This window comes from Olivibacter ginsenosidimutans, from assembly GCF_039542865.1.
GTDB lineage: Bacteria > Bacteroidota > Bacteroidia > Sphingobacteriales > Sphingobacteriaceae > Olivibacter > Olivibacter ginsenosidimutans.
Map to the genome: position 1 here is coordinate 27,019 of NZ_BAABIQ010000002.1, position 14,888 is coordinate 41,906.

Consider the following 14,888-nt stretch of genomic DNA (forward strand, 5'->3'; position numbering starts at 1 on the left):
CATGCGTAAAGTTATTTTATATGGTATTTTCTGGTTTTGTTTTGGGCCTTTACAGGCCCAAAACAAAGCAGATTTAGGTGAACTGTTTCACGAGTTGATGTTTGGTAACAAGCCATTAAAGACAGGGAACTTGCATGGCCACAGCCATAATGACTATAAGCAAGACATTCCCTTTCTTTCTGCCTATTATTCAGGAATGGAATCGATTGAAGCAGATGTATTCCTAAAAGATGGCGAACTTTACGTGGCGCATGAAGAAAGTGAGATTACAGCCAATCGTACCCTAACTTCGCTGTACTTGGAACCGCTATATGCACGTTTTGTAGCAAATGGCTATCGTCCCTTCGCCGATAGTACCAAAAAATTGCAACTGGTTATTGATATTAAAGAAAATTATCAAGTGGTAATACCTGCACTCATCCGGCAATTGAAACCGTATATGGAGATGATCGATGGGAAAAAACAGCAACAGGTTGTTCGGATTGTGTTGAGCGGTGACATGCCTAAACCTGATCATTACCAAGATTATCCCGATTTTATTTCCTTTGATGGAAGACCGGGCGTTTTCTATCGGCCTGATCAACTAAAACGGATAGCCATGATCAGTAATTCGATGGATGCCTATACCCATTGGAATGGCAAAGGCATACTTCCTGAAACGGATAGAAAAGAGATGGAAGCCGTCGTACAAGCAGCCAAGCAGATGGGTAAACCTTTTCGTTTTTGGGCGACCCCCGATAGCAAGAATACCTGGATTGTACTTGAAAAATTGGGAGTAATCTGGATTAATACGGATCATCCCTTATTGCTAAATGAATGGTTAACCCATTTACCTTATAACCGTTTCCGTTTAACGACTCCTTTGTCGATTTATCAACCGACGTATGCTTCCGATGGTAAAAATAGGGTGGCTAAAAATGTTATTTTATTGATCGGCGACGGCATGGGGTCAGGGCAGGTAAAGGCCGCCCTTTCTGTCAACCATGGTCAGCTTAATTTGTCCCAAATGCGTTATATGGGTTTTTCCCGTACCGAATCGGCTAATGCAGGCAACACGGATTCAGGTGCAGGAGCTTCCGCGATAGCTACGGGACAATCTACCAATAACGAAAGTATTAGCGTAGATACCGCAGGAAAACCTTTACTTCGGCTGACCGATATCTTGGCAAAAAAAGGAAAGAAAAATGGCTTGCTCAGCACCGGAGATCTAACAGATGCTACCCCTGCAGCTTTTTATGCGGCTAATATCGACCGTTCAGCTTCAGAAGCTATCGCACAGGATTTGTTGCAAAGTCCAATTGCCTTTATCGGTGGCACACAACCTGGTTTTTTTCATGACTCGCAGAAAAGAAGAAGCTATTTCCAGCAACTGAGGGCGAAAGGATTTAGTGTGCTGGAAGATGTTATGCAAATTAATACGCAGAAGAAAATTGCCTTATTTTTACCTGATTCGGTGACTCGTCCGGTAAAAGAAGGACGTGGAAACGTGCTACAACGTATGGTCAGTGAAAGTATAGTACGTTTGAAATCGCCAAACGGTTTCTTTTTGATGGCAGAAGGTGCCCAAATTGATTATGGTGGACATGCCAACGATCTCCCTTATGTAATTACCGAGACGCTCGATTTCGACCAAGCAGTGGGAGAGGCATTGCGTTTTGCAGATCAAGACGGAAACACGCTAGTAATTGTAACGGCAGATCATGAGACGGGAGGATTATCACTATTGGATGTAGATGAACAACAGGGATATGTAGAAGGAAATTTTTCTACTAATGATCATACCAATCTGATGGTTCCGGTATTGGCCTATGGTCCAGGTGCAGAAAAATTTATCGGCATCTATAAAAATACCGCTTTATTCGACAAAATTTTAACTGCTGTAGGGGTGAAGGATGAATAAGTTGATTCAGTCCTACAGCAAAAAAAGTGTATAAAAAAAGTGTATAATAAAGTTCGGTAAATACGATAACCCAATTTTACATTTCACTTGTTATTTACCTGCTGCTATATCTTTTTTAATCAACTCACGCGTGACTTCCAAAGCGTCTTTTCCCCTAGCAGGAACATCTGGAATTACACCGGTACCTTCCCAACCTTCTTCGCTGTTCGGACCAACAACCATTTTAACTGGGACAAAAGCGATGAGGTTATTTTTTAACGGAACAAACGAACCAGCAATTCCTGCTCCGGCTGTGGTATCGCCAACAATGGTTGCCCGTTCTAATTTTTGCATCGCATAAGCTAAACCTTCAGAGGCAGAGCCCGTTCCAGGTCCCACTAAAATGTAAACTTTAGCATTTGGATTGCGTTTGCCTGGCACATAGGAATAGGTCCACTCTTGTTCATCCATTTTACGATCTTTATAGAAACCGTTTAGGTAAAATTGCTCATTACCGGCATTGTAAAAATAAGAAGCAATGAAACGACCCATATGTCCCGTACCGCCCGGATTATGGCGAATATCCAAAATGACGTACTTGCTATAAGCAGCCATATTCATCGCTGCTGCGGCCATTTCGAAAGCGTCCTGATTACCCCAAAAAGGACCAGGAACATCAAGGTAGGCAGTTGAGGTTTCGGCATCAATCTCCACCTTTTTAAATCCATAATTTTGCTTAATCATCCGCTCCTGTTCTGGATCACGATTACGAACACCACTGCGGCGTTCTTGTGGTTGAGTTAGTCGCTTATAGGTGTCTTCATCCTTCATTACACGCAAATGCACATCTTTGTGTACCTTTCTTAAATCGTTTGTTAACATCTTGCCTAACGAATCTTCCGATAGATGCTTGTATTTTCCTGCTGCTTCATTGGCAAATAAAGCTACCTTATATTTTTCAGAAATTTCAGGAAAGGGATATACCGCTATTAACTTATTGGCCAAGGTTTGCACCAATTCATGTACATCGGTATCATTTACAAGCTGGGCCCTCAAAGGTAAGTAGCTGGTAAAAACGAACAGGAATATACCAAATAAGGTCTTAGAATGGGATAATTTCATAAAAAAGCAGGTTAAATTTGCAGCGCAAATATAGGAAAAGCGCGTGCTCATTCTGCTTTTGATGAAGGGTTTAACAATGTATTAACAAGGCAAATGCAGTTGAATCTGTGATAATAAACAAAAAAAGCCCCTAAGGGCTTTTCTGCTACTTTTACGATAGCACACCTGTTATTCAAAGGTGGTTACGACTTGAGTAATCTGGTAATCGTCTTTGCTCTGTGCAACGGTTACATAGTCAACACGCGAGAACGTCGCATATTTCATGGTAACTTTGGCAATAGCGACACCCTTATTCTCATCAACAATACTGTAATCGGTTTCGCAGTCTTGACGAATGTTTTTTTGTTTTTTCAAAAAGCCTAATACCTGTTCTTTACCGAAGGTATGACCTGCTTTTTTAGTGCTATACCGCTGCTGGAATTGTTCGCTGAACAGTTGGTCGAGTCCGGCTACTTGCCCATTCGTTAACGCATCTGTATACAAGTCTAAGCTGTGGTTAATAGCAGCCACAGTAGAACGGTTAGCTTTACCTTCGGTGTTGGCAAATGCACTATTGCTTATGAAGATGATAGCGGCTGCAATGGAGGTGATGAACGTTTTCATATTATTTTTTTTAAATTTGTTTACGATAATTTGTTATTCCTATACCAATTCTTAATAGAAGTGTTCCATTTTTTATAACTATTTGTATAACAATGTTTTGAGTTTTATCACATGCTACGTTTCTGTACGGAATCGTACACCGAGTGTTCTCTGGCGCACAGTTAAACGATGATGCAATGTTTATTCATGAGTATTGTTTTAACGTGTATTTGTTGATTCAAAGCTAACTCGTAAAACAAGGCTAGCCTATAGGAAATAGGTAAAAGAATGCCTGTTTTCGGTTAATGGCAGATTTAGGTCGGTGAATAACTCACATGTGTTTTCATTTGTACCAGCAATTATGTTAACGGGATTATATGATCAACACGCATATGGAAGGGCCGCATTACTACATGCGTTCGTTGGAAGCTAAAAAGAAATTTGTAAATTGGAAACGTTTTGGAAAACTACACCATCGTCCTGATTATTATGGCCATCATGATTATAGCATCGGCCGTTGCGGATAAAATTAAATTTCCGATCCCGTTACTATTACTACTCGTCGGTATGGCTATCGGTTTTGTACCTGCTATGCCGGCTATTGATATCAATCCGGAGATCATTATGCTCTTATTCCTGCCGCCTTTATTGTATGATGCGGCCTTTAACATTTCCTTTCAAGAATTTAAATCCAACCTCAATACCATTGGTACACTAGCTATCGGACTCGTATTCATTACAACAGCCGGTATTGCAGCTGTAGCATATTATCTTATTCCGGGCATGACTTGGCCCTTGGCCTTTGTGTTGGGGAGCATTCTTTCAGCAACGGATGCCGTTGCTGCCATCGGTATTACAAAAGGATTAGGACTTCCGCATAAAACGGTAACGATACTAGAGGGCGAGAGCTTGGTAAACGATGCCTCGGCCTTGGTGGCCTACCGTTTCGCTGTGGCTGCAGTGACCGGAACGGCTTTCGTTACCTGGAAAGCAGCATTGCAATTTTTGATTGTCTTGGGCGGTGGCTTTCTGATAGGAGCCATCTTGGCCAGGCTGCTAGGTTTCGTTATTCGCCTATTTCGTACCAACGATATGGTTATTATTAGTTTAATGCTTCTTATGCCTTTTGTGACTTACTTACTGGCCGAACATTTTCAGGTTTCAGGGGTGATTGCTGTGGTAGTATTGGGTTTAGGAATGGCACGATTAAGTCGTGCAAAATTTCCAAACGGCATCAAAGAGCAATCTCGGCATTTTTGGGAGGTAATTATTTTCCTGCTTAACGGCTTGATCTTTCTGTTGATCGGTCTAGAATTTCCAGTGATACTGAAGAAAATGCAGGCCGTAGAAGTATGGCCGTATACCGGTTATGCCGTGCTAATCACACTTACCGCATTACTTATACGATTGGTACGGGTGTATCTGCAACAATTTAACCTACAACGCGCCTTCAAAGGCAAACGGCCGATTAGCGAAGACGCATTGTTCGATTCCCGAACAAGTTTTATCATCACTTGGTCGGGTATGCGGGGCATTGTTTCCTTAGCGATTGCCATTGGTTTACCAGTAGCCCTCGATGATGGATCGCAATTTCCATTACGCAATGAGCTTATTTTTATCACCATTGCTGTAGTCTTACTATCGCTGTTGGGACAAGGCCTATCACTCCCGTGGGTGGTTCGGAAATTGAATAAATCATAAAGCCGACAACCTATAACGTTTCCATAAACATTTTTCTAATCTGTTGGTGGTATTTTTGTGGACTTACTCGTAAAAAAATGGTAATTAAGTCGGTCGATATAGGTTTCAATGTAGCATAACGATACTGCATTAAAAATTGGTGTAGGGCATTATTCACGTTATCTTCACCAATAAGCTGGGCAAGCTTAACCATCACAACGGCACCCTTGGAATAGGATATATGCGTATTTTCATCGGTTACCCGATAAAGGGCTTGCGGTTTTGAAAAACCACTTGATGCCCTGTAAATCTGCTCGTGAACCTTTAAGTGTTGCAACATTTTTTCTCTCCCGTGCACCTGTTTATAAAGCATCATCTCGGTATACATGGCCAAGGTTTCGGTAAGCATAGCTGCTCCTTCACGCTGATCTGGATCAATTTGGTTACCGCCCCACCACATATGTGAAAGTTCGTGTCCCACCAATTCGACAATCACATCTTGTTGTTCATCAGCATGTACGTTAGCATGAAAAAGCATATCTTCTGTCATAAAGACCGTGCTCGGATAGGCAGTAGCCGCAAAGCCACGGGTAAAGCTGGAAATTTCCGCAAAAGTAAGGGAATGAAATGGATAAGAACCAAAGTTCTGTTCGCAATAGGCTAAAGTACGTTTAGCATTTTGGATTAATTGAGACACGTTTTCGGTATGTTCGGGATGATAATAGACAGAAATAGGCAAATCCTTGTAATGGTCTTTTTGAACACGATAGGTAGCTGATGACAATCCAAAACGAAAGGGTATAGGGCTGCTACTACGATATCGGAAGTAATTTCGGTGGTTTCGTGTCCAGGTCTGTATTAACTCGCCCGTACCCACAACATGCTGATCGCCTGAGGTGGAAACAAGCATATCCAAATGAATAAAATCATCGGTACTATCTCTTGGTGCATCGACTTTTTTATCTGGACTAACAGAACCTAAATCATATAGGGCACGTTGACTAGCTTGATCAATTTCACGGCTTCGCTGATAGCCAATTTGCGGAAAATATCTACTGATACGAATAAAGCTGCCATTGTTGACGATAGCATTAAATGATTGATGCCCATTGACCGCATGCCCAGTGAATGATAAATGAAACTGTAACTGTGCAGTAGCGCCGGGAGCTAGCGGATTGGTCAAGCATAATTCACTAACAGCCTTGTTAAAGGTATGTTTTTCCGCGGTAGAAGTGTATATGGCCCGAATAATATGGAAATCGTCAGGTATATTAATCAATATTCGATCGATATGGTGTTTACTTTTGTTTTGAAGCTGATACACACCTTTTAATTGATAAGCATGCTGCACCGGATAGAGTGCAATTTCTGTGCTTACATGGGTAATAGTAGGCTGAGGCAAGTGTTCATATATTTTATATCGCTTTTCATAGGTAGCTGATGCATATAAAACGGTCTGCTCATCACGTGGAAAATAACCTTGTTGAAAGGTGTAACCACTGTAAAGCCCAAATGCCAGCGAGCAGCATATGGCTAACAATGGGCGCCATCCAAGTTTTCGTCGCCTGATACTCCAATCGATTATAACTACGATAAGTAAGATGGAAAAACAAAAAAACATTCGGTAAATTGCACTGAACAAATAGAAATCATAACCGTTGAAATCGCTGAAGGGTCCGTGGTAGGTTGAAAAAAACTGGAATAAGGGAAAGGGAATCAGTTGTTTGTAAAAAGGGCTTTGCGCAAAGATCGCAATCGTTAGGGATAAGGTTAAAGCGAAATAACGCTGTTTCACCCAACTATGGAGCAATAACACTAGTACACTGAAAAACAATAGGGGCAAGGTATTAAAAACAAAAATGCCAAGATAGCCCCTCCAGTGAATATGAGGATAATGATAAGCATATTGAAATAAGATACCTTCTATTACCATCAATAAGCTGAAGAACAGTAGTAGCAGAAATACCGATAGCATATGCCCTATCTGTTTTGTTTTGGCATAATAGGTAGCATTCTCCAATACATCAAATGCTGAAGCCTGACTGCGTGCATAAAGATCGTTGACGATATAAGCAAAAAGTAACATTGCTAATGGATGAAAACTTTCACAGATGGTGGTTGTCATCAATCCGGTTCTGGCATACTGCTGTGGCAAGCGGATGCCCTGATCAATTGCTGCATACAACTCCATTCCAACATAAAATAAAATGATGATGCTCATGCAAAACAAGATGATGCTCTTACCTATATATAAAAGATCCTTTTTCGTAAAAGACCAAATAGCACTTAGAAAATTTAAACGACGAAAGCTGGGTTCGATACCGACCAATGGCAATGTATGAGCGAGCTTTGTGGATATTGAAATTGGTTTGGCTTTGGCGCGCGACATTGTGCCATGAAAGGATAAGCGAAAATGGCCCGCAGCAATAAAAAACATGCTTAAAATCAGGATGATGCATCTATTGATGAGAAAATAGCCGCTTAAAGGAACAAGAAAATTATTACGCGCCACTACACTAAAATGGCTACTCTCAAAGAAATAGGCCGATAATCCATAAGGATCAACACATGCAGATAACCGTTGAACGAACAAAGATTGTGGTAAACTACTGGCCATGAAAGGCGAATCGGAAAATACCAATAGTATTATATAGGGTATGTAAAGGCATAAACCACTAATGGCGGTTAATAGCTTTTTGCGCGTATGCCAAGCTATAAAATAGAGTACGCTACAGGTGAATAGCGTGTTAATAAAGCCAAACACCAAAAAAGCATAGCCGTAGTGAAAAAGATTTGAATGGACCTGTATATCTGGCCCACTACGCAATTGTTGGCCAACAGTGAAACCGATGATTAGCCATAAAAAACTGCTGAAGACCAGACAGAAAAAAGAGGAGAATCGACCAAGGCTAAAGGTAAGTTTATTGATCGGTGTACTGAACAAAATGGCGTCAATATGTGTGTCCCACTCTTTAAACAGCAATTGGCAACCCAAAATAGTCGCTATAAAAATGACCGACAGACTCAATATGCCGATTAAAAACCCAATAGTATAAGGCGAATTCACATAAATACCCTCACCAATTGAAAAATTAAATCGCATGCCTGCAAATAGTCCCATACCTATTAGCATGGATGCCAATAGGTATGCTGAAAAACGCCTAAGATAAGGAGTAATGTCAAAGCGAAAAATAGCGTTCATAAGCGTGCTTCAAAAGTATGTAAATAGGTGAAATAAACATGTTCTAGGGTAGGTTCGGCTAGTTGAAAATCTGTAAGTGGCACCGTTGAAAATACAGTGATATGTAGTTTTTTGGCAATCAATTGCTCGCTAATTATAGTATAACGAGAAGCATAATCTGACAGTGTTGATCGATCAATGGCTTTGGTCCATAGTTTACCGTTAAGTTTAGCAATTAACCGTCCGGGTTCTCCTGTGATCAATACCTCGCCATGTTGCATAATAGCCATTTGAGAACAAAGATGATACACATCCGTCACCAAATGTGTAGAAAGGATGACGACAATCTCTTCGCTGATTTCACCGAGCAAATTGTTCAACCGGTTTCGCTCCTCTGGGTCTAAACCTGCTGTAGGCTCGTCTACAATGATCAGCTTAGGATTTCCTAACAGTGCCTGTGCAATGCCAAAACGCTGTTTCATACCTCCAGAAAATGTATGGACTTCCCGAGCCCCATGAGCGGTTAAATTGACTTTATCGAGCAAAGCGAGTATTTGTGTTTTGCGAGCAGTAACATCATGTACTCCCTTTTAAACGGCAAGATGTTGTAGGAGTTGATACGCGGATAATTTGGGATAAACACCAAAATCTTGCGGCAGATACCCAAGGTTTTGCTTAACATAAGCCGGATCTCGAACGACATCGTGTTGGTTAAAATAAATTGAACCCGAACTTGGTTGCTGCATACCTACAATTGTTTTCATCAAAGATGATTTACCGGCACCATTTGGTCCCAACAGGCCAAACATACCCTGACCAATCTCAAGCGAGACATTGTTTAAAGCCTGTACGCCATTTTTATACGTGAGACAAAGTTGTTGAATGGATAAGTTGTTCATAACAGTTAATTTTTGGACAATAGTATGGCAGGCAATGCAATACATCGCTTTTTTTGCAAATAAACTTTTATTAGTTTATTCCTCCACGTAGGCTAAAATATCCCCCGGTTGGCAATCTAGAATTTTACAGATGGCCTCAAGGGTTTCAAAGCGAATACCTTTTGCTTTACCTGTTTTGAGAATAGATAAGTTGGCTTGTGTGATCCCTAGTAGCTCAGCCAATTCTTTGCTTTGCATTTTGCGCTTGGCAAGCATGACGTCTAAGTTTATAATAATCGGCATGCTATATAATTAAATCTTGTTCGCGTTGTAAATAAAGACCCTGTGTAAAAATACTTGCTAAAAAGTAGCTAAATATACCTAAAATCAAATGTACAGATACCAAAGCCCAGATAACGCTTTCGATTGGTACAAAAAAACTTGCTACGATGGTCGCAACACTTGGTATCCATACATTTAATTGATAAAACCTTTTTAGGTGCAGCACATGTGATGATATAAATAATTTTGCTTGGAAAAACACTTTAAACACATTTGCCGCCAACCAAAAGAAAATCCCATACAACATGATAGGCAATAAAAGGGAAAAGAGCATATACGACCAACTATTTTCCAATAAAAGAAACGCCTTTTGGGAAAAGGGGTAATTAATACGTAGGTATTGATTATTGCTATAACTTGCTATACTCCAACCACTGATTAAGCAGAGAGCACTGTAAATACCAGTGCCTAAATACGCAATAGCCGCTATGCGGGTAACGTAAAAAAGTATCTTGGATATTAATCTCGTTTGATTCATGGTAAAAAAATTATGATGCAATAATAGCGAAAATTATTGTTTTACAATAATTTTTTAAAATAAAACAGTAATTCATAAAGATCACTGTTTTAAACAGGTACCTAAAATGATAAATGCTTAAGCCTGTTTCTGTAATAAGATGAACAATTGTTAACGGTGTAGATCTAGGATATGATCTGCTATAATACTTCTCAGGAAACGCGAAATTACAATCATGCGTGTTATAAATTAGTTAATTGTTTGTAATAAATCTAAATAATATTAGATTTGCTAAGACAACGATCATCCAGATATGGAGACAGGCCAGTGGACATTTCAGAAAATAGCGTCATTTAAACGCCTATTCCAGTTTTATTGGGAAAGAGTGTTTGCACATTGTCTATTTTATTCAAAAGATCTGAATACCTCTAAAGATTTAACACAGAATATTTTTCTCGATTTGTGGGAGAGGGGTAAGGAGTTTCCGGATCAAGAAAGTTTGGAAAAATACCTGTCTCGTTGTGCAAAATACCAAGTACTGAATTACTTTCACTATCAGAACACTACACAAAGATGCCCAATAGAGGATATACCCGAACAACCCGATTATCGGAATAATCCGGAATACCTATTTCAATATAAACAACTCGCCGAAAATCTTGAACGTTTGATTGATTCGCTACGAGAACCATGCCGTACGGTTTTTTGTATGAGTAGAAAACAAAATCTTAGCCATAAAGCCATCTCTAACCAAATGGGCATATCCATTAGTACAGTGGAGTATCACATGAGCAATGCGCTACGTTACCTTCGAAAACAATTAGAAGCCCAACGCTAAACCTTTTTTATTTTTTTTTAACTGATTTACAGTGCCTTGATAAAATCTTTTATTTTTTCACTGGGGTAACGCTTCCTTACTGTTAGATACCATAAATGGATGGAAGATTTGACCTGCCAATGCATGCCCAGCCATGGCTGCGAAAGGTGGATAAAAACCAGGTGAAATGGATAGAATAGATCCCGAGCTATTAAAAAGATATGCGGATGGAAGCTGCACAGATGAGGAACGCGCTATCGTGGAGGAGTGGTTAGATAAGGAGGATAATTTATTTGATCAAGAAGCTGAACCATTGCCGCAATACCAGTTGGATAAACAGAAACGCGCACTATGGAATAGTTTTGTCGAAAAAGCTTTCCTGTACTCTGCAAGATTAAGATGGTGGAGATGGAGTTTGTATGTCAGTCTATTGGTATTGACAGGACTGGCCATACAAAGTATTTTCCACACCATACAGATCTATAAAGCTCCTGTAGTAATGCATACTCAAGAAGTACCACCGGGTAAAAATTTGAAGCTCGTTTTGCCGGATAGCAGTACTGTTTGGCTTGCTGGGGGAAGCACATTGCGTTACCCGGAAACGTTTGCCGACTCTTTGCGTGAATTAAATTTGGTAGATGGAGAAATCTATTTACATGTTGTGCAAAAAAAGAACCAACCCTTCCGGCTTATTACCGATGGGGCGGTCATTCAGGTTTTGGGTACGCGTTTCTATGTAGAAAATCGACAGCATAATACACGTATGCGGATTGCACTTGAAGAGGGCAGCATTCGCTTTAGCCGAGGTACTAGTCGACAACTCCTTCAGCCAGGCGATCAATTGAGCTATTGGAAAGCAGATAGTACGTTCGAGATGCACCGCATTGCTCCAACTGATATTGCTAGATGGAGCAATGGCTTAATCCAATTTAATCATACCGTCTTGCAGGAAGCGCTAGAAAAATTGGAAAACCATTACGGGGTTCGGTTTTTAATAGAGGGAAATCCAAACCTGAAACAACCGATAACAGGCAAATTTGATAACCTTCCGCTATCCCGTGTACTGCATCTTATGGAAGGCGTAACCAACCTGCACTTTAAGCAAGAGGGAAAAACAATAAAAATCAATTAATAAAAAAGAGGTATGACGAAAAAAAATAGGGCTAGCCCTGCCATTGGCTTGTTAAGCAATTCAGTTACATAAAAAGTACCGTCAGCGTGTTCCAGCACGCCGACGGATAAATACATCAATTTTTCAATTCATGATTTAATTAAGAACTTAAAACTAATGAAATTATTTCAACTTCAAAACCCATTATTTGCTTTTGCATTAAGTCTCAGCCTTACCTTATATTCCTTTACTTACACATTAGCACAGGATCAACCAACACAACGCATTGTTTTAAAAGCGAATACAGCTTCTGTTGAAGAGTTAATTGCAGCATTAGCGAAACAAGCGGGTTTGAATGTTGTGTATAGTGATATTTCCAGTGAATTACCGAAAAGTGAATATCGGATCCAAGGAAACGAATGTGCGGCAATTGTTACAACGAATGTCAGACCAAACTAACCTTAAGATAAGTCTGACCGGTCGTGATGTAATGCTTAAATTAGTACAGAAAGGTACTGTGCAAGGGGCCGTACACGATAAAAACGGGGAGCCGATTGCCTATGTGAGCATTGCCATACGTGGAAAACAACATACACAAACCGATCAGCAGGGGCGATATTTATTGAAGAATGTTGAAGAAGGAACGCATACAATAACGGCCAGCTATATTGGATTAAAAACACAGCAAGGGGTTGTAAAAGTTGTCAATAATGAGGTTGTGACGCTAGATTTTACCTTTGACGAAGAGTCGCTGGCATTAGAAGAGACGGAAGTTTTTGGCGTACGGAATCAACAACCTGAAAAATTGGATGACATTACCCGTTTGCCATTAAAACCGTCTGATCAAATTCAGAGCATATCCATCATTTCTGATAAATTGATTCACCAACAGGGAACACTGACCGTTAGGGATGCCGTACAGAATGTACCGGGTGTCTATACCTTTTCTACCTATGCTAACACGAAGGAGAGTATCGCTTCACGTGGATTCCGGGGTATACCAACGCTCAAGAATGGTGTACGGGTTTATGAAGATGGTTTAGGACAAGGATTCATAACAGACATGGAAGGGGTGGAGAGTATACAGGTATTGAAAGGTTCAAATGCAATTACACAAGGCCTATCAGCCGATGTGGGTAATTCTGGTGGTGTGGTAAATATCGTTACGAAAACACCTAAGTTCGAAAATAGTGGATATGTATCCATGCGGGTAGGTAGTTGGGGCTTGGTAAGGCCTGCTTTTGATGTACAGGGCTTGTTGAGCGAGGATAAAAAGGTTGGTTTCCGTATGAATGGTGCGTACGAACGTCGTGATAGCTATCGCGCATTGGTTAGTGGTGAGAAAATATATGTGAACCCCTCACTGGCTTGGCGCCCTGATGAAAAGACGAAGCTCATTTTGGAAATGGATTACCTGAATGATAGTCGTACGCCGGATGCGGGCACAGTAAACTTGGGAGACTTGGGAACTGACGCGATTTATAATTTACCATACAATCAGTATCTAGGTTTTGAAAATGATCGTTATACGACTAAGAACCTGACGTATGCCTTGCGGTTTAACAGGGAACTTACGGATCAGTTAAATCTGAGGGTAGCCTATTTTGGCTCTACGCTGCGCACCAATAGTCAAAGTGTAAATTTGGGAACATTGCGTGATACGGCAGTGAATATCCGCACCCGCAACATTATAGGCTCCACAGTAGAAAATAATAATACCGCACTTCAAATCGACTTGGTGGGCACGGAAATAGAGACTGGGCCTTTCAAACATACGTTTCAGGTAGGCGTAGATTATAAAACCGCGCTCATCAAAACCTATCTGCCAGAAAACAATATGCTGCGCATCGACACCGTGGATGTTTACCAACCCTTGACCAACACGTTGCCGGTAAGTGCACGGTTTAATTGGAATGGGACACCTGTATCGGATGTCCATATCAATTCCTACGGTTTAATGGCGCAAGATGTAGTGACAATCGGCGCTTATGTAAAAGCAATTATGGGTTTACGCTATAGCACGTCAGAGACAGAGAGCAACGGTAACTACGGCACAACCCGAGGGAATGCCTGGAATCCACAACTTGGTGTGATCGTTTCGCCCATGGAGGGCTTCAATGTGTTTGGGTCTTATACCAGCAATACCAATATCAATGCGGCAGGAATCATTGACCGCGAAGGTAAACCACTTGGCCGTTCGCGTTATGATCAGTTTGAAGTAGGGACAAAAACGGAATGGTTTGATAATAGGCTTCGTTTCAACCTAACGCTTTATAAAATTAATAACCGAAACCTGCCGATGCGTATCTATGAAGGTAATATTCCGACACCTTTCTATGAAAAAGGAGGGAATGACGAGCGTAAAGGTTTGGAAGCAGAGCTCACAGGTAGGCTATTACCGCAATTGGATATTATTGCTGGTTATGCTTATATCGATGCTAAATACAAGGACCATACTTCCTATTACTACAATTCGGCTCCGCTAAATACACCTAAACACACATATAACCTATACCTTAATTATCGTGTTGATAGAGGAACACTGGAGGGACTTTCAGTAGGGGCAGGTATCTATTATCTAGGGAAGCGGCCGATAAGCGATTGGTCGAGAGTGGTTGACGAGCAGCATGGTATCCAGCCTGGACAAAAACCTTTTGATATGAAGAGTATCACAACGGTTAATGCACAAGCAGGTTATTTATTTAACCAGCGGTGGGATCTACGTGTTTTTGTAAACAATATATTCGACGAAATTGGTTACAATGCTTACCGCAGTTTATATATTAACCAAACGGATCCACGAAATGTGTCGGCTATCCTTACCTACCATTTTTAGTTC

General features: G+C 40.7%; 11 protein-coding genes and 1 pseudogene. 6 read left to right on the top strand and 6 right to left on the bottom strand.

Annotated features, from left to right (window positions below):
* The first annotated feature begins 1 nt into the window (after nucleotide 1).
* Nucleotides 2-1,900, top strand: coding sequence for an alkaline phosphatase (locus ABD930_RS00900; RefSeq protein ID WP_345229790.1), 1,899 nt, complete (start codon nucleotides 2-4; stop codon nucleotides 1,898-1,900).
* Nucleotides 1,901-1,990: 90 nt separating this feature from the next.
* Here ABD930_RS00900 and ABD930_RS00905 read toward each other — a convergent pair whose 3' ends face one another.
* Nucleotides 1,991-3,001 (bottom strand): S41 family peptidase, encoded by a 1,011-nt coding sequence (locus ABD930_RS00905; RefSeq protein ID WP_345229791.1) that lies wholly within the window; start codon nucleotides 2,999-3,001, stop codon nucleotides 1,991-1,993.
* A 168-nt stretch (nucleotides 3,002-3,169) separates the two neighbouring features.
* Nucleotides 3,170-3,604: a nuclear transport factor 2 family protein gene (locus ABD930_RS00910; RefSeq protein ID WP_345229792.1), complete on the bottom strand. Its 435-nt coding sequence runs from the start codon at nucleotides 3,602-3,604 to the stop codon at nucleotides 3,170-3,172.
* Between the two features lie 438 nt (nucleotides 3,605-4,042).
* Between ABD930_RS00910 and ABD930_RS00915 the strand changes: the two genes are divergently transcribed.
* Entirely contained in the window at nucleotides 4,043-5,284 is a 1,242-nt protein-coding gene (locus ABD930_RS00915) for a Na+/H+ antiporter (protein WP_345229793.1), read from the top strand.
* A gap of 10 nt (nucleotides 5,285-5,294) precedes the next feature.
* Here the strand turns inward: ABD930_RS00915 and ABD930_RS00920 are convergent, their stop codons facing one another.
* From ABD930_RS00920 to ABD930_RS00935, 4 genes and pseudogenes are all read right to left on the bottom strand, one after another.
* Nucleotides 5,295-8,465 (bottom strand): ABC transporter permease/M1 family aminopeptidase, encoded by a 3,171-nt coding sequence (locus ABD930_RS00920; RefSeq protein ID WP_345229794.1) that lies wholly within the window; start codon nucleotides 8,463-8,465, stop codon nucleotides 5,295-5,297.
* A pseudogene (locus ABD930_RS00925) lies at nucleotides 8,462-9,388 on the bottom strand (ABC transporter ATP-binding protein). Before ABD930_RS00925 ends, ABD930_RS00920 begins: the two are co-directional and overlap by 4 nt.
* A 30-nt stretch (nucleotides 9,389-9,418) precedes the next feature.
* A complete protein-coding gene (locus ABD930_RS00930; RefSeq protein ID WP_345229795.1) occupies nucleotides 9,419-9,625 on the bottom strand; it encodes a helix-turn-helix domain-containing protein in 207 nt (68 codons plus the stop codon).
* A 1-nt stretch (nucleotide 9,626) separates the two neighbouring features.
* The gene (locus tag ABD930_RS00935; RefSeq protein ID WP_345229796.1) at nucleotides 9,627-10,142 is read right to left on the bottom strand and encodes a hypothetical protein; all 516 of its coding nucleotides are present in this window, start codon (nucleotides 10,140-10,142) and stop codon (nucleotides 9,627-9,629) included.
* A gap of 292 nt (nucleotides 10,143-10,434) precedes the next feature.
* Between ABD930_RS00935 and ABD930_RS00940 the strand changes: the two genes are divergently transcribed.
* From ABD930_RS00940 to ABD930_RS00955, 4 genes are all read left to right on the top strand, one after another.
* A complete protein-coding gene (locus ABD930_RS00940; protein WP_345229797.1) occupies nucleotides 10,435-10,959 on the top strand; it encodes an RNA polymerase sigma-70 factor in 525 nt (174 codons plus the stop codon).
* A 166-nt stretch (nucleotides 10,960-11,125) separates the two neighbouring features.
* Nucleotides 11,126-12,070 (top strand): FecR family protein, encoded by a 945-nt coding sequence (locus tag ABD930_RS00945; RefSeq protein ID WP_345229798.1) that lies wholly within the window; start codon nucleotides 11,126-11,128, stop codon nucleotides 12,068-12,070.
* Nucleotides 12,071-12,226: 156 nt separating this feature from the next.
* Nucleotides 12,227-12,508: a hypothetical protein gene (locus ABD930_RS00950; protein WP_345229799.1), complete on the top strand. Its 282-nt coding sequence runs from the start codon at nucleotides 12,227-12,229 to the stop codon at nucleotides 12,506-12,508.
* Nucleotides 12,492-14,885, top strand: a complete 2,394-nt coding sequence (locus ABD930_RS00955) for a TonB-dependent siderophore receptor (RefSeq protein ID WP_345229800.1) — start codon at nucleotides 12,492-12,494, stop codon at nucleotides 14,883-14,885. Before ABD930_RS00950 ends, ABD930_RS00955 begins: the two co-directional genes overlap by 17 nt.
* The last annotated feature ends 3 nt before the right edge of the window (nucleotides 14,886-14,888 follow it).

Excerpts from the sequence above, each read along its gene's own strand:
- ABD930_RS00900 (WP_345229790.1), top strand. The coding sequence starts at position 2 with ATGCGTAAAGTTATTTTATATGGTATTTTCTGGTTTTGTTTTGGGCCT.
- ABD930_RS00905 (WP_345229791.1), bottom strand. The coding sequence starts at position 3,001 with ATGAAATTATCCCATTCTAAGACCTTATTTGGTATATTCCTGTTCGTT.
- ABD930_RS00910 (WP_345229792.1), bottom strand. The coding sequence starts at position 3,604 with ATGAAAACGTTCATCACCTCCATTGCAGCCGCTATCATCTTCATAAGC.
- ABD930_RS00920 (WP_345229794.1), bottom strand. The coding sequence starts at position 8,465 with ATGAACGCTATTTTTCGCTTTGACATTACTCCTTATCTTAGGCGTTTT.
- ABD930_RS00930 (WP_345229795.1), bottom strand. The coding sequence starts at position 9,625 with ATGCCGATTATTATAAACTTAGACGTCATGCTTGCCAAGCGCAAAATG.
- ABD930_RS00935 (WP_345229796.1), bottom strand. The coding sequence starts at position 10,142 with ATGAATCAAACGAGATTAATATCCAAGATACTTTTTTACGTTACCCGC.
- ABD930_RS00940 (WP_345229797.1), top strand. The coding sequence starts at position 10,435 with ATGGAGACAGGCCAGTGGACATTTCAGAAAATAGCGTCATTTAAACGC.
- ABD930_RS00945 (WP_345229798.1), top strand. The coding sequence starts at position 11,126 with ATGGATAGAATAGATCCCGAGCTATTAAAAAGATATGCGGATGGAAGC.
- ABD930_RS00950 (WP_345229799.1), top strand. The coding sequence starts at position 12,227 with ATGAAATTATTTCAACTTCAAAACCCATTATTTGCTTTTGCATTAAGT.
- ABD930_RS00955 (WP_345229800.1), top strand. The coding sequence starts at position 12,492 with ATGTCAGACCAAACTAACCTTAAGATAAGTCTGACCGGTCGTGATGTA.